This window comes from Escherichia sp. Lx600-2 (assembly GCF_036662595.1).
In the GTDB taxonomy this organism is placed as follows: Bacteria; Pseudomonadota; Gammaproteobacteria; order Enterobacterales; family Enterobacteriaceae; genus Escherichia; species Escherichia coli.
In genome coordinates this window covers 1-19,734 of sequence record NZ_JAYQWM010000065.1, presented here as the reverse complement: position 1 = coordinate 19,734, position 19,734 = coordinate 1, and the positions used below count along the sequence as shown (strand labels likewise).

Below are 19,734 nucleotides of genomic sequence, written 5' to 3'. Positions count from 1 at the left end.
CTCATGATGTCCCTCTGGGATGCGCTCCGGATGAATATGATGATCTCATATCAGGAACTTGTTCGCACCTTCCCTAACATAAAACCTCTGCATTACAGAAATGAAATAACTGGAAAAAGTAGCCTGAGCGTCCAGACACTACCGGCGAAAGGAAAAGAATCTCTGATAAGGCATTGAGATAATGCACATTCTTAGTGAAGAAGAAATGAAGTACTATAAAAAATCGCTCATATCCCAGGAATGAAGCATAAAAAAAAGGTGCGCCAGGAGACGCACCAGTTGTTGCAAAATCAGCACTGTGGGGCGTAATTACCCCTTGCCTTTTACACTGCTGATAAAGGTGGAACGGGCAGATGTCGATCCCAGGCGTTCAGCTTCATCAAGCAGTTTTAACGCCTTATCAACATCACCTTTCGCGACAGCGTTTTTGATCGCGGTATTAAAATAACTTTCCGTGTCGTTGAGCATCGGCTCGCTTTTCTTCACCGGTGCCGGAGCGGGTGCAGCCACAGCTGGTGCCGCAGTGTTGCCTACCGTAACCGGAGCTGGAGCGGAAGAACCAAATAAAGGCCCGACCAACACGCTGGAGCTGGAGTTCGTTTTCACTTTCAGTTTCAGTAAGCCATCGCTGGTATGACGAGCAACCGGATCGGGAATATCCGGGATCGAGTTACCGACGCCTTTGGCATAGGCTTTAGCCGGGTCGAGCAGTTGGGTCGTCTGCTGGAGATCTTTTTCCGTGGTAAAGACCAGAACATAAAGTTTTTGCTGCCCCAACGCCGGTGTCAGGCGCATAACGCCTTCCAGACGATCTGCACTCATCACGCCTGGTTCCTGGTAGGTGAAATAACTGCTGGGGAAGAAGGCTGATGGGGTCATATTCTGATCAAGAATCAGCACGTTCGGCGCAAATACGCTGGTTTGTTTGTTCACTTCGCTGGTCAGCGTCAGGGTCAGTTCGCCAATGTTTGCCGGGACGCTGTACGCAGCAACCGGACCACTGATGCCAGCAACGTTCAGTTGTTGGCCGCCGGTCGCCAGTTGGGTGGTCTGGGTTTTAGATTGATCGACCGGTGTCCAGGTGAGTTGTTGCAGCGCGGCAGATGGAATGGCTGGCGCGTCGCTGGTGTTTTGCGGTACGTAGTTAACATCGGCAAGGCTGATTCCAGGCGCGCTTGCCAGTAACCCTGCTGATAAACAGAGGGCGATGAGACTTTTATTCATTTTCATTGTTTTCACCTCAAAATCTGGAGCTCAGCGGTAGCCAGGCAATAGCGCGCTAAACCCGATAATCAGAGGGGCTTTCGCCCCTTTCAGATAATGACAACCTGTTTTATGCCGGATGCGGCGCAAGCACCTTATCCGGCCCAGGTTTTGCTATTACCACCAGATTTCCATCTGGGCACCGAAGGTCCACTCGTCGCTGTCGCCACGACCGAAGCTGCCGCCGTTGAAATCAGCAGGAACGGCTTTGCCGAAGTTAGTGTTGGTATTGGCGTTACCGGTGTAGTCGTAACCCCATTTCTCATCCCACTTGGCGTAGGTTGCGAAGACACGAATAGCCGGGCGTGACCAGATGCTGTCGCCAGCCTGCCATTGTTGTGCGAGGGTAATTTTGTACTGATTGTTCTTGTCGCCGGTGCGCTGGGATTCGACGTTGTCGTAGCCGATTTCCATCACGGTGCTCATGATTGGCGTCCACTTGTACATCGGGCGAATACCGACGGTCCACCACTTGGTGCCGTTGTCGTTATCCCAGTTGATATCCTGGTACATACCCACGTACATCATGTCCCAGTTGTCGCCCATGGAGATCGCACCGTGGTCGAGGATACGCAGCATGTGACCGTTATTGTTGATATTGTAGGCAAATTTTTCGTTATCAAACGCGACGCCAGAACCCTGCGACAGACCTTTACCCTGCGAGGTCATCGAGTCAGTAGCGTACTGAACAACAAACTTGTTAAAGCCCTTCAGGACACTCTGAGTATGTTCAGCAGTGAATAACCAGCCGTCTTTCGATGCGCCATCAACCAGACGATAGTTATCACGCAGGTTGGCACGACCGTAGTCGACACCCAGTTCTAATGTGCCGCCCGGGTTGATTTCCATCTGCGCTAAACGCACATCGAAAACGTCGTTCGCGGTTTCGTTGGTATAGTCATAAATATCGTTGCTGGCGAAAGAGGAAGAACCACCTGCTTCAGAGGAGCGGGTTGCTGCCAGAGAGAGTTTACCGAAGCCAACATCGATGTTTTCCAGACCGGCACCAGGACCAGAAATATCCCAGTAGTAGAAGTCGATCATATGAACGTCATGACGTTGGTAGAAGCGCTTACCTGCCCAGATGGTGGAGCCTGGCAGCCATTCGATCAGGTTTTTACCCTGCACGTTTGCTTCACGGAAGGCCGGGTCGGTAGCTTCCCAGTCATTCTGTTGCGCGACGGAATAGGCCACGTTAGTGTCGAAATAGAAGCTCTTATCGCCCTCTTTCCACACTTCCTGACCCAATTTTAATTCAGCATAAGTTTCACATTCGTTGCCAAGACGGTATTTACTTTGAGCACCGGTAGTCTGGAAACACTGTTGTTCACCGCCGCTACCTGTCCAGCCAATACCGGAACGTGCATAGCCGTGGAAATCAACAGCCATTGCCTGAGCAGACATTACGCCCGCTGCGACGGCAACCGCCAGAGGAAGTTTGCGCAGAGTAATCATCATTCTATCTCCTGAGTCATTGCTTTTCTTTTTTCACATCACCTGTGACAGGCTTTGTGTGTTTTGTGGGGTGCTTAAACGCCCGGCTCCTTATGCAGTCGACGACATGCAGTGCCATCCTCACGGAACAGATGGCAACGCTCTGGCGGCAGGCCGATAGCGAATGTGGCACCTTCTTCTACCAACACCACGTCGTTCTGGCGGTACACCAGGTTTTGACGAATGGAAGGGATCTGGATATGGATTTGGGTTTCGTTGCCGAGTTGCTCGACGACCTGAACTTCACCCTCAAGGATGACGTCAGCGATATCACTCGGCAGTAGATGTTCCGGGCGAATACCCAGCGACATATTGGCTCCAACCTGGACATCACGGCTTTCAACTGGCAGCCAGACTTGCTGACGATTTGGCATCGGCAGCTCCACCTGCACTTGATCGATTGCGGTAGCGGTCACTTTTACCGGCAGGAAGTTCATCTTTGGCGAACCGATAAATCCGGCGACAAAACGGTCTGCCGGATAGTGGTACAGCTCAAGCGGTTTCCCAACCTGCGCCACGCGACCGGCGTCCAGTACCACGATTTTGTCGGCCAGCGTCATCGCTTCGACCTGATCGTGGGTGACGTAAATCATTGTGCGGCCCAGGCGTTTATGCAGACGGGAGATTTCGATACGCATTTGCACACGCAGTGCAGCATCGAGGTTGGAGAGCGGTTCATCGAGCAAAAATACGCTTGGCTCGGCCACCAGCGTACGGCCAATCGCCACGCGCTGACGCTGACCACCGGAGAGCGCTTTCGGTTTGCGATCCAGCAAATGCGCCAGTTGCAGCACTTCCGCCACCTGGTTGACGCGTTGGTTAATCACCTCTTTTTTTGCGCCAGCCAGTTTCAGGCCAAATGACATGTTTTCTGCTACTGACAGGTGGGGATAGAGCGCGTAAGACTGAAACACCATACCAACGCCGCGTTCTGCTGGCGGAGTGTCATTCATCCGTTTCTCACCGATGAACAAGTCGCCGCTGGTGATCGTCTCAAGCCCGGCAATCATGCGCAGTAAAGTCGATTTACCGCAGCCAGACGGTCCGACAAACACCACGAATTCACCTTCATGGATATCGAGATTGATATCTTTCGATACCACGACCTCGCCCCAGGCTTTCGTTACATTTTGCAGCTGTACGCTCGCCATGCCCTTCTCCCTTTGTAACAACCTGTCATCGACAGCAACATTCATGATGGGCTGACTATGCGTCATCAGGAGATGGCTTAAATCCTCCACCCCCTGGCTTTTTTATGGGGGAGGAGGCGGGAGGATGAGAACGCGGCTTCTGTGAACTAAACCGAGGTCATGTAAGGAATTTCGTGATGTTGCTTGCAAAAATCGTGGCGATTTTATGTGCGCATCTCCACATTACTGCCAATTCTGTAACAGAGATCACACAAAGCAACGGTGGGGCGTAGGGGCAAGGAGGATGGAAAGAGGTTGCCGTATAAAGAAACTAGAGTCCGTTTAGGTGTTTTCACGAGCACTTCACCAACAAGGACCATAGATTATGAAAATAAAAACAGGTGCACGCATCCTCGCATTATCCGCATTAACGACGATGATGTTTTCCGCCTCGGCTCTCGCCAAAATCGAAGAAGGTAAACTGGTAATCTGGATTAACGGCGATAAAGGCTATAACGGTCTCGCTGAAGTCGGTAAGAAATTCGAGAAAGATACCGGAATTAAAGTCACCGTCGAGCATCCGGATAAACTGGAAGAGAAATTCCCTCAGGTTGCGGCAACTGGCGATGGCCCTGACATTATCTTCTGGGCGCACGACCGCTTTGGTGGCTACGCTCAATCTGGCCTGTTGGCTGAAATCACCCCGGACAAAGCGTTCCAGGACAAGCTGTATCCGTTTACCTGGGATGCAGTACGTTACAACGGCAAGCTGATTGCTTACCCGATCGCTGTTGAAGCGTTATCGCTGATTTATAACAAAGATCTGCTGCCGAACCCGCCAAAAACCTGGGAAGAGATCCCGGCGCTGGATAAAGAACTGAAAGCGAAAGGTAAGAGCGCGCTGATGTTCAACCTGCAAGAACCGTACTTCACCTGGCCGCTGATTGCTGCTGACGGGGGTTATGCGTTCAAGTATGAAAACGGCAAGTACGACATTAAAGACGTGGGCGTGGATAACGCTGGCGCGAAAGCGGGTCTGACCTTCCTGGTTGACCTGATTAAAAACAAACACATGAATGCAGACACCGATTACTCCATCGCAGAAGCTGCCTTTAATAAAGGCGAAACAGCGATGACCATCAACGGCCCGTGGGCATGGTCCAACATCGACACCAGCAAAGTGAATTATGGTGTAACGGTACTGCCGACCTTCAAGGGTCAACCATCTAAACCGTTCGTTGGCGTGCTGAGCGCCGGTATTAACGCCGCCAGTCCGAACAAAGAGCTGGCGAAAGAGTTCCTCGAAAACTATCTGCTGACTGACGAAGGTCTGGAAGCGGTTAATAAAGACAAACCGCTGGGTGCCGTAGCGCTGAAGTCTTACGAGGAAGAGTTGGCGAAAGATCCACGTATTGCAGCCACCATGGAAAACGCCCAGAAAGGTGAAATCATGCCGAACATCCCGCAGATGTCCGCTTTCTGGTATGCCGTGCGTACTGCGGTGATCAACGCCGCCAGCGGTCGTCAGACTGTCGATGAAGCCCTGAAAGACGCGCAGACTCGTATCACCAAGTAATGCTGTGAAATGCCGGATGCGGCGTGAACGCCTTGTCCGGCCTACAAAACCGAAACGTATGTAGGCCTGATAAGACGCGTCAGCGTCGCATCAGGCAGTTGTTGTCGGATAAGGCGTGAAAGCCTTATCCGTCCTGGAATGAGGAAGAACCCCATGGATGTCATTAAAAAGAAACATTGGTGGCAAAGCGACGCGCTGAAATGGTCAGTGTTAGGTCTGCTCGGCCTGCTGGTGGGTTACCTTGTTGTTTTAATGTACGCACAAGGGGAATACCTGTTCGCCATTACCACGCTGATATTGAGTTCAGCGGGGCTGTATATTTTCGCCAATCGTAAAGCCTACGCCTGGCGCTATGTTTACCCGGGAATGGCTGGAATGGGATTATTCGTCCTCTTCCCTCTGGTCTGCACCATCGCCATTGCCTTCACCAACTACAGCAGCACTAACCAGCTGACTTTTGAACGTGCACAGGAAGTGTTGTTAGATCGCTCCTGGCAAGCAGGCAAAACCTATAACTTTGGTCTTTACCCGGCGGGCGATGAGTGGCAACTGGCGCTCAGCGACGGCGAAACCGGCAAAAATTACCTCTCCGACGCTTTTAAATTTGGCGGAGAGCAAAAACTGCAACTGAAAGAAACGACCGCCCAGCCCGAAGGCGAACGCGTAAATCTACGCGTGATTACCCAGAATCGTCAGGCGCTGAGTGACATTACCGCCATTCTGCCGGATGGCAACAAAGTGATGATGAGCTCCCTGCGCCAGTTTTCTGGCACGCAGCCGCTCTACACACTCGACGGTGACGGCACGTTGACGAATAATCAGAGCGGCGTGAAATATCGTCCGAATAACCAAATTGGCTTTTACCAGTCCATTACCGCCGACGGCAACTGGGGTGATGAAAAGCTAAGCCCCGGTTACACCGTGACCACCGGCTGGAAAAACTTTACTCGCGTCTTCACCGACGAAGGCATTCAGAAACCGTTCCTCGCCATTTTCGTCTGGACCGTGGTGTTCTCGCTGATCACTGTCTTTTTAACGGTGGCAGTCGGCATGGTTCTGGCGTGTCTGGTGCAGTGGGAAGCGTTGCGCGGCAAAGCGGTCTATCGCGTCCTGCTGATTCTGCCCTACGCGGTGCCATCGTTCATTTCAATCTTGATTTTCAAAGGGTTGTTTAACCAGAGCTTCGGTGAGATCAACATGATGTTGAGCGCGCTGTTTGGCGTGAAGCCCGCCTGGTTCAGCGATCCGACCACCGCCCGAACGATGTTGATTATCGTCAATACCTGGCTGGGCTATCCGTACATGATGATCCTCTGCATGGGCTTGCTGAAAGCGATTCCGGACGATTTGTATGAAGCCTCAGCAATGGATGGTGCAGGTCCGTTCCAGAACTTCTTTAAGATTACGCTGCCGCTGCTGATTAAACCGCTGACGCCGCTGATGATCGCCAGCTTCGCCTTTAACTTTAACAACTTCGTGCTGATTCAACTGTTAACCAACGGCGGCCCGGATCGTCTTGGCACGACCACGCCAGCCGGTTATACCGACCTGCTTGTTAACTACACCTACCGCATCGCTTTTGAAGGCGGCGGGGGTCAGGACTTCGGTCTGGCAGCAGCAATTGCCACGCTGATCTTCCTGCTGGTGGGTGCGCTGGCGATAGTGAACCTGAAAGCCACGCGAATGAAGTTTGATTAAGGGAGATAACAAAAATGGCAATGGTCCAACCGAAATCGCAAAAAGCACGTTTGTTTATTACTCACCTGCTACTGCTACTTTTTATCGCGGCGATTATGTTCCCGCTGCTGATGGTCGTCGCTATCTCGCTGCGTCAGGGAAACTTCGCGACCGGTAGCCTGATCCCGGAGCAAATCTCCTGGGATCACTGGAAACTGGCGTTAGGTTTTAGCGTTGAACAGGCTGATGGTCGCATTACGCCACCGCCATTCCCGGTACTGCTGTGGCTGTGGAACTCGGTAAAGGTCGCCGGGATTTCCGCGATTGGCATTGTGGCGCTCTCTACCACCTGCGCCTACGCTTTCGCCCGTATGCGCTTTCCAGGCAAAGCGACGCTGCTGAAAGGAATGCTGATTTTCCAGATGTTCCCGGCAGTACTTTCACTGGTCGCGTTGTATGCGTTGTTTGATCGTCTGGGTGAGTACATTCCATTCATTGGCCTGAATACTCACGGCGGCGTAATTTTCGCGTATCTGGGTGGGATTGCGCTGCATGTCTGGACCATCAAAGGCTATTTCGAAACCATCGACAGTTCGCTGGAAGAAGCGGCGGCGCTGGATGGTGCGACACCGTGGCAGGCCTTCCGCCTTGTCCTGTTGCCGCTGTCAGTACCGATTCTGGCGGTGGTGTTCATCCTGTCGTTTATCGCTGCCATTACTGAAGTTCCGGTCGCATCGCTGTTACTGCGTGACGTAAACAGCTACACCCTGGCCGTGGGGATGCAGCAATACCTCAACCCGCAAAACTACCTGTGGGGTGACTTTGCCGCCGCTGCCGTGATGTCTGCATTACCGATCACCATCGTCTTCTTGCTGGCTCAACGCTGGCTGGTCAACGGCCTGACGGCAGGTGGTGTGAAAGGTTAAAGATGTTGTTCTGCCAATGTTATGCCGCTGCACCCTCAACTTACGTTATCCCAACTTGTGACTGTTATTCGGCGCTCCACGGAGCGCCTTTTTTTCTTTCGTCTGCAATCTGAATCGTTCGCCGGTTAATATTTCCATCATAGAGCTTATTATTTTTACGTTATTTGTTTTCCCACTTACGATAATTCTCTTTCGTGCTCTGAGTCACGGCAATAGTATTGTTTTTATCAATTTTGGATAATTATCACAATTAAGATCACAGAAAAGACATTACGTAAACGCATTGTAAAAAATGATAATTGCCTTAACTGCCTGACAATTCCAACATCAATGCACTGATAAAAGATCAGAATGGTCTAAGGCAGGTCTGAATGAATACCCAGTATAATTCCAGTTATATATTTTCGATTACCTTAGTCGCTACATTAGGTGGTTTATTATTTGGCTACGACACCGCCGTTATTTCCGGTACTGTTGAGTCACTCAATACCGTCTTTGTTGCTCCACAAAACTTAAGTGAATCCGCTGCCAACTCCCTGTTAGGGTTTTGCGTGGCCAGCGCTCTGATTGGTTGCATCATCGGCGGTGCCCTCGGTGGTTATTGCAGTAACCGCTTCGGTCGTCGTGATTCACTTAAGATTGCTGCTGTCCTGTTTTTTATTTCTGGTGTAGGTTCTGCCTGGCCAGAACTTGGTTTTACCTCTATAAACCCGGACAACACAGTGCCTGTTTATCTGGCAGGTTATGTCCCGGAATTTGTTATTTATCGCATTATTGGCGGTATTGGCGTTGGTTTAGCCTCAATGCTCTCGCCAATGTATATTGCGGAACTGGCTCCAGCTCATATTCGCGGGAAACTGGTCTCTTTTAACCAGTTTGCGATTATTTTCGGGCAACTTTTAGTTTACTGCGTAAACTATTTTATTGCCCGTTCCGGTGATGCCAGCTGGCTGAATACTGACGGCTGGCGTTATATGTTTGCCTCGGAATGTATCCCTGCACTGCTGTTCTTAATGCTGCTGTATACCGTGCCAGAAAGTCCTCGCTGGCTGATGTCACGCGGCAAGCAAGAACAGGCGGAAGGTATCCTGCGCAAAATTATGGGCAACACGCTTGCAACTCAGGCAGTACAGGAAATTAAACACTCTCTGGATCATGGCCGCAAAACCGGTGGTCGTCTGCTGATGTTTGGCGTGGGCGTGATTGTCATCGGCGTTATGCTCTCCATCTTCCAGCAATTTGTCGGCATCAATGTGGTGCTGTACTACGCGCCGGAAGTGTTCAAAACGCTGGGGGCCAGCACGGATATCGCGCTTTTGCAGACCATTATTGTCGGAGTTATCAACCTCACCTTCACCGTTCTGGCAATTATGACGGTGGATAAATTTGGTCGTAAGCCACTGCAAATTATCGGCGCGCTCGGAATGGCAATCGGTATGTTTAGCCTCGGTACCGCGTTTTACACTCAGGCACCGGGTATTGTGGCGCTACTGTCGATGCTGTTCTATGTTGCCGCCTTTGCCATGTCCTGGGGTCCGGTATGCTGGGTTCTGCTGTCGGAAATCTTCCCGAATGCCATTCGTGGTAAAGCGCTGGCAATCGCGGTGGCGGCCCAGTGGCTGGCGAACTACTTCGTCTCCTGGACCTTCCCGATGATGGACAAAAACTCCTGGCTGGTGGCCCATTTCCACAACGGTTTCTCCTACTGGATTTACGGGTGTATGGGCGTTCTGGCAGCACTATTTATGTGGAAATTTGTCCCGGAAACCAAAGGTAAAACCCTTGAGGAGCTGGAAGCCCTCTGGGAACCGGAAACGAAGAAAACACAACAAACTGCTACGCTGTAATCTTCCTGTCCAGCACGCCGCGCCAGTTCGGCGTGCTGTCTTTTTACTCCCGCTTCAGCCGTTTCGAATTACACAGCCACAGGGTGATCACCAGTAACAGGATCGCAGCCGAGTAGATCAACACATCCAGTGGCGATTTATGATCGACGATGATCAAGCGCACAATGGCGGTGATCCCAATATAGACAAAGTAACGTAGCGGGAAGTGAAAACCGGACTGAAAGTACTTCACAATCAGCGCGATAAATTCGAAATAGAGAAAGTAAACCACCAGTCCTTCTACCAGCTCATATTTGCTGGTTTGTTCTGGCGCGAACAGCACATCAGCCAGATGCACCGTTTCTTTGCCGAGGAAGACAACCAAAATCAGGCCGAGGCACAGCAGGCCAAGATTGAGTACGGTCTGCAAAATGGTGGAGATAAACTCCACGCGCGGACGAGAGAGTGACGTCATAGCAGTACCTCCTTCACAGTGGCGAGCTTCCTGTATAACGCAAAAATGTGACGGAGATCTATATTTTTTGTGTATTTTTTGTTCAACCTGGATTTGGAGCGCGCCTCCACCAAAGCCGGATATACCTACCCGTAGGCCGGATAAGCCGCGCCTGGCGGCGCATCCGGCAAGACAAACCGCACCAAAGCCGGTAATTCAAAAATCACCCATTCAGGTGATTCCCAGCCACCAGCAATGCGCGAAAAATCGACAATGTTCCTCTGGAACAAATGAAACATAACCTGATAAAGGTGGTAAAAATGAAGCCTTATTTTGCTGCTTTGATGTTATCAGTCTCTGTTCTTCCTGCTTATGCTGGTCCGCTCGGTACTGCTGATAAAGCCGACCTACCGCAAAGCAATGTCTCCAGCCCAATGATGGCCCAGTCGCTCAGGCAACCAGACCTGCAACCGATATCGACGGACAGGAAGACAGAATGTTTTCGCCTTTACACACCAGATCGCAAACCGGGGGTGAACTGCGTTCCTGATGGCTCAACAGGCCATTAAGAATGAGGGTGCCAGTGATTGCGAAAACTGGCACCTTTCCCATGACTTAGCGGAAATTGACGCTACGGTCGCTGGTCATGTCATACAACTGGAACTTACGCCCAAGTTGCTGACCACCGTCACGCGTCAGCGGCGTCCAGCCAATCGCCGCACGGCTGCGTGTCGGGCCAGACGAGAAGAGATCCAACGGTACCGAGACATACACGCCCTTGGTGAAGTCCCCTTCGCCGTACTCCTCTTTCGAAACGTTGGTGATCGTGGCATAGCCGCCCACCACCACGCCGCTGTCAAAGCGTTTAGCGATCTCCAGCGTGCCGCCTTTATCCCCTGCCAGATACTGCCCGACGCTGGCTTTAACTAACACATCCTGAGCGAAAGATGGCGTCCAGTAGGCGGTCAGATGTCCGGTTTTCACGCTGTAGTCGGTGAATTTCATCATATCCTTTGCACTACGCCAGTCGCGCTGTTTAACGTAGTTGGCATCCAGACCAAACGCCCAGTTGCTGTCCAGCGGGCGATACAACACTTCTGCCCCCGCACCGCCAAACATGGTTTCGAGATAACCTCCGTAGACCTGACCGTAGAAGCCGTTGCCCAGATGCTGGAAGTAGTTGGCTTGCAGGTTATTCACATAGACATCGTTCTGCACATACTCGCGCACATGGGTACGAACGCGCGGTAAGTGCGAGTCCTGCGGCGGATTGGTGTAGTTAAACTTGTCGTAGTTGTTGGCAAGATTTGCAAACAGGCTGCCGGTGGTGAGCAGATGGTCCGTCAGCCACAAATCTGCCGTTCCCATCACGCCCAGCTGATACATGTAAAAGTTTTCCGGGCCACCGACCGACTGGTTCAGCACCGGATCGATATGGAAATCAAAGCGCGATTTGTCGATATACCAGCCCTGCTCGGTGGACTGCGGAACCACTGGCTCGACGCGTTTTTGCGCCAGCGTCGTTTCGTGGCCCAACGGCTCTCCGGCGAGATGATTCTTCAGGCTGGCGACATCCGTTTCCGTCGTCACCTGTGGCATGTTAAGGCGATTTTCCGTAACGCGGATCGTCTTGATCCCATCCGGCAGATCGTTCATCACGATCCGATTAGCACGGATGATCCCTTCGCGCGAATCACGATATTTCACCTGCTCGCCGGTAACATACAGCGTATCGCCTTTCGCCTGGATCTGCGGATCGGCAAGTCCGGCATTGTATTTCAACAGCGTTAACTGATTCGCCACCACCGAATGCTGCAAAATGGCATCCTGCGGCTGCGGTTGATATTGCGGGCGGGCGTTATCGTTGTAAGACGGGCGCAGATCGTTAAAGTTGGTGCGCAGCGTGACGCCAAACATAAAGGTGTTGCCACGTTCATAGCTAAGGTTAACGTCGGCCCAATCGGTAACGCGATAAATCGCCCCGACGTTAAACTTACTTTTTTGCTCCAGCTTACCGGCAAAATCCTGCTGATAATTATTGCCTTCATACTCCAGTTTCAGGCGCAGCGGTTGCCAGGGCGTCTGGTATTCCACGCCGCCAAACAGTGAGGCAGGACCGTGGAACATCTGGCTACCGTCGATAGATCCCGCCTGTTTGTAGCTGTTATCGCGATAGCAATATTTATCACTGGCTGAACAGAGCGGATTTTTCACATTACCGCTGGTGCCCAGATATCCCCAGCCCAGGCCGAGCGTAAAATCGAACGGTCCCCAGGCTTTGCTGGCAACAAGATATTCCGCATCAAACAGCCCCGTACCGCCGATATCCCGCGCACCAACCGCCACTTGCGGCAGCCAATAACTCTCTTCCCACAAACGCAGTTTGAGATCGAAGGCTTTATCTTTATACGTTTGATCGCCAGAGAACGCTTCGACGCTGCTGTACTGCCGGGTGCGCACGTCGGTGTAGCGCAGCGTTGTTTCCAGCCACGGGAAGAGTTGCACTGAAGCTGAGTAATAACGGTACTGATCGTTATCGCGATAGTTCAGACTCAACTCCCCTTCCCGTGCCATACGCGCGGTGGGCGTTTGTAATAATCCTACGCCACCGAAATCCGACTGCGACGGACCAATGGGCGCAGGATATGTTTCGCCGTAGCAAGCTGTGCTAATGCCCAGCGCCAGTAAGCTAAGCAGATGTCTTTTTTTCATTATTGAGGTATCCGCTGCGTCAGAGTCTGAAGAATGTCGGCGTTAAGGGCATCAGGCATCTCACTCCAGATGGAGTCCGCGAGGCCAACATAAATAATGCTGCCGGGCATCGGCTCTACGTGACGCTTGTTCCAGTAAGCCACCGGCGCTTTTTGTGTGCGTCCGTCCGGGTAAACCACCCACGCGTAGCTACGATCCGCACCGCTAAGCAGACTTTGCCCGGAGAGATAGCTCGCCACGTCGCGACCGGGAGTGAATGGCTGATAGCCAGGACGGCTGATAAGCCCGAACAACGTGACCGTGGACGGTGGTGGTCCGACCCACAGCGTGTAGTTGCCCTGCAACGGCGGGTTAGCGCGTTCAGCAACGCGGACGATATCGGGATCAAGATTGATTTTTTGCCTGCCCGTCACTTTCAACGCCTGAATTTGCTGGCGTAAGGCGTTAATCGCAGCGGCATCGTCAGCGCTGGAGTCTGCGGCCAGTTCTGCCAGCCGTGTCAGCAACGCCTGCTGCTGACGCAATGCTGCCGCCGTTGCCAGCTCTTCGCTGATCACCGCACCGGGCCACCAGCTGTTTGCCAGCCGCGGTTGGCCTACCAGATCGATTAAATGCTCTGCGCCTGTTAGTGTTTTGGCCTCACTGCTGCCATTGCTGAACACCTTGACGGTTCCTGCCGCGAAGACCGATGACGCTCCCACACTCAAAAGCAACGCGACAAAAGTTTGTTTGATCATTGTTTTGCCGCCTTGATGAGGGTGGTTTTCACCGGGAAATAATCCGCGCCGAGATACTGTTCCGACTGGCGAATTTGCCCTTCGCTGTCGATCCAATAGCGGTTATGCCAGCGCGCCTGGTCGGTGGAGACTTCTTCGTCCAGCACGCGAACCGCGGTTTCATCGCTGCCGACCTTAACGGTACCGGTGCTATCCCATTTGAAGACTGAGCGTGCGGTGGCGTAGCGTACCTGCTGGTACTCGGTCCAGCCCATCGTGCGCGTCCATGTTGCACCATCAACAATTTGTGCGGGTTTAATCAGCGGGTCGGCGGCAAGGTTATTCACTTCAATCAGGTTGTCGCCGCCAAGCAGAGTCTTCACCAGACGACCATGTTGTGTGACGAGAGTGGCCTGATCCTGAGTGACCCATTTTTGTTGTCCGTCTTCAGCGAAGGCCAGCACCACAAACAACTGCGGCCCGCCATTAAGCTGCATGTACTGGCTGGCGTAGGGCATATTTTGAATATCATCGTCCGTCAGCTGTACACCTGGCGTACCGAACAGACTGTCCCACAGTGAATTGCCCAGCTCTTTAGTCGTGGCTGAACAGGCCTGTAATAGCAGGCAGATAAGAATGAGTGCAGGTCGCTTCACGACTCTTCTCCAGAGGGGCAGAATAACCACACCGGAGTGTGGTTATGGTAAATCCCTTCATACTTCAAGCCACAGATGCGATGACTCGAATTATTTTGGGGATACATACTTTATTACTGGGTACTGGTGGTCGTGGTTGTTGTGGTCCCGGTATTAGAACCATCACCGCCACCGGTTGCCGCGAGCGCGACACCCACCGCCGAGCTTACGGTGCTGACGCTGGTCGCGGAGGAACTACCCGCCGAAACCGACGTTGCTGCCGACCCTGCCGCTTCGCCCACCTGTACAGGTGCAGCCCACGCAGAAGTCGCCGCAAGCGCAGATATGGCAAAAATGCCATACAGAACTTTTTTCATAACAATTTCCCTTCATTGAATGAATGGAGATTTACCCAAAAACATTTCGGGCGGGATCGAGTATACACAACTAAAGCATGCGAATTACGGCGCGGGGAATTAGAGATGGGGTTTTAGGATAATTGGAATGAATATCAAATATAAGCTACAACTTATATATAAATAACATTAAAAATCATAGTGTTAAAATAAAAGTAAAAGTAATTAATCTGAGTATTTTCCGAAATCAATCACGATTAAAAATCTATTTTAGGATTAACCTCACGGTATGATTTCCGTTAAATCACAGACAAGGGGATTTATCTGATAAAACAATGCCGACTTATAGTCGGCATTGTTTTTAAGGTTATTTAATTAATCGTGCTATGCATTAATTGCCGAATACGATGTACATATCGGCATCGACCTGTAGGCCTGATAAGACGCGTAAAGCGTCGCATCAGGCACCAGTTGCCGGATGCGGCGTAAACGCCTTATCCGGCCTACATAGCGGCATCAGGCATGAACGATGATTAACCGCGCCACGCTTTATAGCGGTTAATCAGACCATTGGTCGAGCTATCGTGGCTGCTGATTTCTTTATCATCTTTCAGCTCTGGCAGAATACGGTTCGCCAGCTGTTTACCCAGTTCCACGCCCCACTGGTCGAAGGTGAAGATGTTCAGGATCACGCCCTGAGTAAAGATTTTGTGCTCATACAGCGCAATCAACGCACCCAGGCTGAACGGAGTGATTTCACGCAGCAGGATGGAGTTGGTCGGGCGGTTACCTTCGAACACTTTGAACGGCACCACGTAGTCAAGCGTTGCCGGATCTTTACCCTGATCGCGATATTCCTGCTCAACCACTTCGCGGGATTTACCAAACGCCAGCGCTTCGGTCTGGGCGAAGAAGTTAGACAGCAGTTTCTGGTGGTGATCAGAGAGCGGGTTATGGGTGATAGCTGGGGCGATGAAATCGCACGGTACCATTTTGGTTCCCTGGTGGATCAGCTGGTAGAACGCGTGCTGACCGTTAGTGCCTGGTTCACCCCAGATAATCGGGCCAGTCTGGTAATCCACAACGTTACCGTTACGGTCAACATACTTACCGTTGGACTCCATATTGCCCTGCTGGAAGTACGCCGCGAAACGGTGCATATACTGGTCATACGGCAGAATCGCTTCAGTTTCCGCACCAAAGAAATTGTTGTACCAGATGCCAATCAGCGCCAGCAGTACAGGCAGGTTTTTCTCGGCAGGCGTGGTGGAGAAATGCTTGTCCATCGCGTGTGCGCCAGAAAGCAGTTCAACGAAGTTATCAAAGCCGATGGAGAGAACAATCGACAGGCCAATCGCTGACCACAAAGAGTAACGACCGCCGACCCAGTCCCAGAACTCGAACATGTTGGCAGTATCAATACCAAACTCGCCAACGGCTTTGGCATTGGTGGAGAGCGCCGCAAAGTGTTTCGCAACGTGTTTTTCATCACCTGCCGCTTTCAGGAACCAGTCACGCGCGCTATGGGCGTTGGTCATGGTTTCCTGAGTGGTGAAGGTTTTAGATGCTACCAGGAACAGCGTGGTTTCCGGGTTTACTTTTTTCAGCACTTCAGCGATGTGAGTCCCATCGACGTTAGAAACAAAGTGCATGTTCAGGTGATTTTTGTACGGACGCAGTGCTTCGGTCACCATGTATGGGCCGAGGTCAGAACCGCCGATCCCGATGTTCACCACGTCGGTGATTGCTTTGCCGGTATAACCCTTCCACTCACCGGAGATAATCGCTTCCGAGAAGGTTTTCATCTTCTCCAGCACCGCGTTGACTTCTGGCATAACATCTTTGCCATCAACCAGAATCGGGGTATTGCTACGATTACGCAGCGCTACGTGCAGCACGGCGCGGTTTTCAGTGCGGTTGATCTTCTCGCCAGAGAACATCGACTTAATCGCGCCCGCCAGATCGCACTCTTTCGCCAGATCTTGTAATTTCGCCAGCGTCTCTTCAGTGATGCGGTTTTTGGAGTAATCCACCAGCATCTGATCGTCGAAGGTTGCGGAGAACTTAGAAAAACGATCGCCATCTTTAGCAAAAAGATCGGCGATCGTAACGTCTTTCATTTCATCGAAGTGTTTCTGTAGTGCCTGCCAGGCAGCGGTCTGCGTTGGATTGATGTTTTTCATTAGCAATACTCTTCTGATTTTGAGAATTGTGACTTTGGAAGATTGTAGCGCCAGTCACAGAAAAATGTGATGGTTTTAGTGCCGTTAGCGTAATGTTGAGTGTAAACCCTTAGCGCAGTGAAGCATTTATTAGCTGAACTACTGACCGCCAGGAGTGGATGAAAAATCCGCATGACCCCGTCGTTGACAACCGCCCCGCTCACCCTTTATTTATAAATGTACTACCTGCGCTAGCGCAGGCCAGAAGAGGCGCGTTGCCCAAGTAACGGTGTTGGAGGAGCCAGTCCTGTGATAACACCTGAGGGGGTGCATCGCCGAGGTGATTGAACGGCTGGCCACGTTCATCATCGGCTACAGGGGCTGAATCCCCTGGGTTGTCACCAGAAGCGTTCGCAGTCGGGCGTTTCGCAAGTGGTGGAGCACTTCTGGGTGAAAATAGTAGCGAAGTATCGCTCTGCGCCCACCCGTCTTCCGCTCTTCCCTTGTGCCAAGGCTGAAAATGGATCCCCTGACACGAGGTAGTTATGTCTGAAATTGTTGTCTCCAAATTTGGCGGTACCAGCGTAGCTGATTTTGACGCCATGAACCGCAGCGCTGATATTGTGCTTTCTGATGCCAACGTGCGTTTAGTTGTCCTCTCGGCTTCTGCTGGTATCACTAATCTGCTGGTCGCTTTAGCTGAAGGACTGGAACCTGGCGAGCGATTCGAAAAACTCGACGCTATTCGCAACATCCAGTTTGCCATTCTGGAACGTCTGCGTTACCCGAACGTTATCCGTGAAGAGATTGAACGTCTGCTGGAGAACATTACTGTTCTGGCAGAAGCGGCGGCGCTGGCAACGTCTCCGGCGCTGACAGATGAGCTGGTCAGCCACGGCGAGCTGATGTCGACCCTGCTGTTTGTTGAGATCCTGCGCGAACGCGATGTTCAGGCACAGTGGTTTGATGTACGTAAAGTGATGCGTACCAACGACCGATTTGGTCGTGCAGAGCCAGATATAGCCGCGCTGGCGGAACTGGCCGCGCTGCAGCTGCTCCCACGTCTCAATGAAGGCTTAGTGATCACCCAGGGATTTATCGGTAGCGAAAATAAAGGTCGTACAACGACGCTTGGCCGTGGAGGCAGCGATTATACGGCAGCCTTGCTGGCGGAGGCTTTACACGCATCTCGTGTTGATATCTGGACCGACGTCCCGGGCATCTACACCACCGATCCACGCGTAGTTTCCGCAGCAAAACGCATTGATGAAATCGCGTTTGCCGAAGCGGCAGAGATGGCAACTTTTGGTGCAAAAGTACTGCATCCGGCAACGTTGCTACCCGCAGTACGCAGCGATATCCCGGTCTTTGTCGGCTCCAGCAAAGACCCACGCGCAGGTGGTACGCTGGTGTGCAATAAAACTGAAAATCCGCCGCTGTTCCGCGCGCTGGCGCTTCGTCGCAATCAGACTCTGCTCACTTTGCACAGCCTGAATATGCTGCATTCTCGCGGTTTCCTCGCGGAAGTTTTCGGCATCCTCGCGCGGCATAATATTTCGGTAGACTTAATCACCACGTCAGAAGTGAGCGTGGCATTAACCCTTGATACCACCGGTTCAACCTCCACTGGCGATACGTTGCTGACGCAATCTCTGCTGATGGAGCTTTCCGCACTGTGCCGGGTGGAGGTGGAAGAAGGTCTGGCGCTGGTCGCGTTGATTGGCAATGACCTGTCAAAAGCCTGCGGCGTTGGCAAAGAGGTATTCGGCGTACTGGAACCGTTCAACATTCGCATGATTTGTTACGGCGCATCCAGCCATAACCTGTGCTTCCTGGTACCCGGCGAAGATGCCGAGCAGGTGGTGCAGAAGCTGCATTTTAATTTGTTTGAGTAATATTTCCCTACTGGCGTATAACGCTCACCAATTGTTATACGCCATCCTCACTGAAAACATAGATTAAATAATATCTGAAAAGCAAAATCACTCCTGTAGAACAGTATTACAATCACCGAAAAATATCATTTAACAGGAGTGTTAATGGCTACTTTAATGGAAAAGGATGCACTTTTAAACGGCGCCAGTCAGTGCATCGCGTTTTTATCAAATATCGTCGACAGTTGTTTTTCCTCACAAGTTCAGGACTCAGACGATGAGCTATCACAATTAGTCAGCTATCGCGACAATCTTTATTCCACTCAAGCAGAACTTGTTGATTTTACACAGGAAAAGTTACGCCTCCAGCAGGTCAGAAAAAAGTATCAGCGTGAATTTAATAATACTGCGCATTCAGAAAATAAAGCGTCTTTTGATTCTATTTGGCAGCGTCTGACAAACCATGACGTCACATCCCAGCAGAGTCCCATTGGTTTTGTTTTAGGTGGACAACCAGGAGCCGGAAAATCCGCCCTAATCGAATTAGCAAAAAGGGAAACAAAGAATAATATAATGATTATTAATGGTGATGATTTCAGATTTCTACACCCTGATTTTAATTATATATATCAAACTTATGGCGACGATTTTGTTACCCATACGGCAAAATTTTCCGGCGAAACGGTCGAACGTGCAATAGAGAGGGCCATAGCCAATAAACTCAATATTGTTGTCGAAGGAACATTTCGTAATGCCGCTACGCCGCTACAAACATTAAAAAAACTCAAAGATGCAGGCTACCGAACAGAAGTCATGATAAAAACCACCTCAGCGGCATTAAGCTGGGAAAGCACCAACGGGTGATGCTGCCAACTTACTGATTTAGTGTATGATGGTGTTTTTGAGGTGCTCCAGTGGCTTCTGTTTCTATCA

The 19,734-nt window shown here is 51.4% G+C and carries 16 protein-coding genes, 1 pseudogene and 1 riboswitch; of the genes and pseudogenes, 7 read left to right on the top strand and 10 right to left on the bottom strand.

Going from position 1 to position 19,734, the window contains the following annotated elements:
• Positions 1–309: 309 nt before the first annotated feature.
• From malM to malK, 3 genes are all read right to left on the bottom strand, one after another.
• Positions 310–1,230, bottom strand: coding sequence for a maltose operon protein MalM (malM, locus tag OQV04_RS18535; RefSeq protein ID WP_001362083.1), 921 nt, complete (start codon positions 1,228–1,230; stop codon positions 310–312).
• Positions 1,231–1,380: 150 nt separating this feature from the next.
• On the bottom strand, positions 1,381–2,721 hold the full coding sequence (lamB, locus tag OQV04_RS18530) for a maltoporin LamB (RefSeq protein ID WP_021578201.1): 1,341 nt from the start codon (positions 2,719–2,721) through the stop codon (positions 1,381–1,383).
• 71 nt (positions 2,722–2,792) lie between these two features.
• A complete protein-coding gene (gene malK / locus OQV04_RS18525) occupies positions 2,793–3,908 on the bottom strand; it encodes a maltose/maltodextrin ABC transporter ATP-binding protein MalK (protein ID WP_000179165.1) in 1,116 nt (371 codons plus the stop codon).
• A gap of 364 nt (positions 3,909–4,272) precedes the next feature.
• Here malK and malE point away from each other — a divergent pair, with 364 nt between their 5' ends.
• From malE to xylE, 4 genes are all read left to right on the top strand, one after another.
• A complete protein-coding gene (malE, locus tag OQV04_RS18520) occupies positions 4,273–5,463 on the top strand; it encodes a maltose/maltodextrin ABC transporter substrate-binding protein MalE (protein ID WP_000695387.1) in 1,191 nt (396 codons plus the stop codon).
• A 153-nt stretch (positions 5,464–5,616) separates the two neighbouring features.
• Positions 5,617–7,161 (top strand): maltose ABC transporter permease MalF, encoded by a 1,545-nt coding sequence (gene malF, locus OQV04_RS18515; protein WP_032281984.1) that lies wholly within the window; start codon positions 5,617–5,619, stop codon positions 7,159–7,161.
• Between the two features lie 14 nt (positions 7,162–7,175).
• Positions 7,176–8,066, top strand: a complete 891-nt coding sequence (gene malG / locus OQV04_RS18510; RefSeq protein WP_001252058.1) for a maltose ABC transporter permease MalG — start codon at positions 7,176–7,178, stop codon at positions 8,064–8,066.
• 371 nt (positions 8,067–8,437) lie between these two features.
• A complete protein-coding gene (gene xylE / locus OQV04_RS18505) occupies positions 8,438–9,913 on the top strand; it encodes a D-xylose transporter XylE (RefSeq protein ID WP_001097274.1) in 1,476 nt (491 codons plus the stop codon).
• 43 nt (positions 9,914–9,956) lie between these two features.
• Here xylE and psiE read toward each other — a convergent pair whose 3' ends face one another.
• Together psiE and OQV04_RS18495 are read right to left on the bottom strand one after the other, a co-directional pair.
• Positions 9,957–10,367, bottom strand: coding sequence for a phosphate-starvation-inducible protein PsiE (gene psiE / locus OQV04_RS18500; RefSeq protein ID WP_000202902.1), 411 nt, complete (start codon positions 10,365–10,367; stop codon positions 9,957–9,959).
• Between the two features lie 125 nt (positions 10,368–10,492).
• On the bottom strand, positions 10,493–10,636 hold the full coding sequence (locus tag OQV04_RS18495; RefSeq protein ID WP_000487766.1) for a hypothetical protein: 144 nt from the start codon (positions 10,634–10,636) through the stop codon (positions 10,493–10,495).
• On the opposite strand from OQV04_RS18495, the gene OQV04_RS18490 reads away from it, so the two are divergent.
• The gene (locus tag OQV04_RS18490; RefSeq protein WP_023637013.1) at positions 10,637–10,915 is read left to right on the top strand and encodes a hypothetical protein; all 279 of its coding nucleotides are present in this window, start codon (positions 10,637–10,639) and stop codon (positions 10,913–10,915) included.
• A gap of 46 nt (positions 10,916–10,961) precedes the next feature.
• Here the strand turns inward: OQV04_RS18490 and OQV04_RS18485 are convergent, their stop codons facing one another.
• The 5 genes from OQV04_RS18485 to pgi all read right to left on the bottom strand — a co-directional run bounded on the left by OQV04_RS18485 (position 10,962) and on the right by pgi (position 16,948).
• Positions 10,962–13,058 carry a YjbH domain-containing protein gene (locus OQV04_RS18485; RefSeq protein WP_000745779.1) on the bottom strand — a complete coding sequence of 699 codons (2,097 nt, stop codon included), beginning with the start codon at positions 13,056–13,058 and terminating at the stop codon, positions 10,962–10,964.
• Positions 13,058–13,795, bottom strand: coding sequence for a capsule biosynthesis GfcC family protein (locus OQV04_RS18480; protein ID WP_032288376.1), 738 nt, complete (start codon positions 13,793–13,795; stop codon positions 13,058–13,060). The genes OQV04_RS18485 and OQV04_RS18480 overlap by 1 nt, the downstream gene beginning before the upstream one ends.
• On the bottom strand, positions 13,792–14,430 hold the full coding sequence (locus OQV04_RS18475) for a YjbF family lipoprotein (protein WP_032281982.1): 639 nt from the start codon (positions 14,428–14,430) through the stop codon (positions 13,792–13,794). Before OQV04_RS18475 ends, OQV04_RS18480 begins: the two co-directional genes overlap by 4 nt.
• A 113-nt stretch (positions 14,431–14,543) precedes the next feature.
• Positions 14,544–14,786 carry an exopolysaccharide production protein YjbE gene (yjbE, locus tag OQV04_RS18470; protein ID WP_000757333.1) on the bottom strand — a complete coding sequence of 81 codons (243 nt, stop codon included), beginning with the start codon at positions 14,784–14,786 and terminating at the stop codon, positions 14,544–14,546.
• A 512-nt stretch (positions 14,787–15,298) separates the two neighbouring features.
• Entirely contained in the window at positions 15,299–16,948 is a 1,650-nt protein-coding gene (pgi, locus tag OQV04_RS18465; RefSeq protein ID WP_000789986.1) for a glucose-6-phosphate isomerase, read from the bottom strand.
• 236 nt (positions 16,949–17,184) lie between these two features.
• Positions 17,185–17,381, top strand: a riboswitch (Lysine riboswitch).
• Positions 17,382–17,472: 91 nt separating this feature from the next.
• On the opposite strand from pgi, the gene lysC reads away from it, so the two are divergent.
• Positions 17,473–18,822 carry a lysine-sensitive aspartokinase 3 gene (gene lysC / locus OQV04_RS18460; RefSeq protein ID WP_001290309.1) on the top strand — a complete coding sequence of 450 codons (1,350 nt, stop codon included), beginning with the start codon at positions 17,473–17,475 and terminating at the stop codon, positions 18,820–18,822.
• Between the two features lie 144 nt (positions 18,823–18,966).
• Positions 18,967–19,659 (top strand): annotated as a pseudogene (locus OQV04_RS18455) (zeta toxin family protein); the annotation flags it as partial.
• Positions 19,660–19,734: the final 75 nt, after the last annotated feature.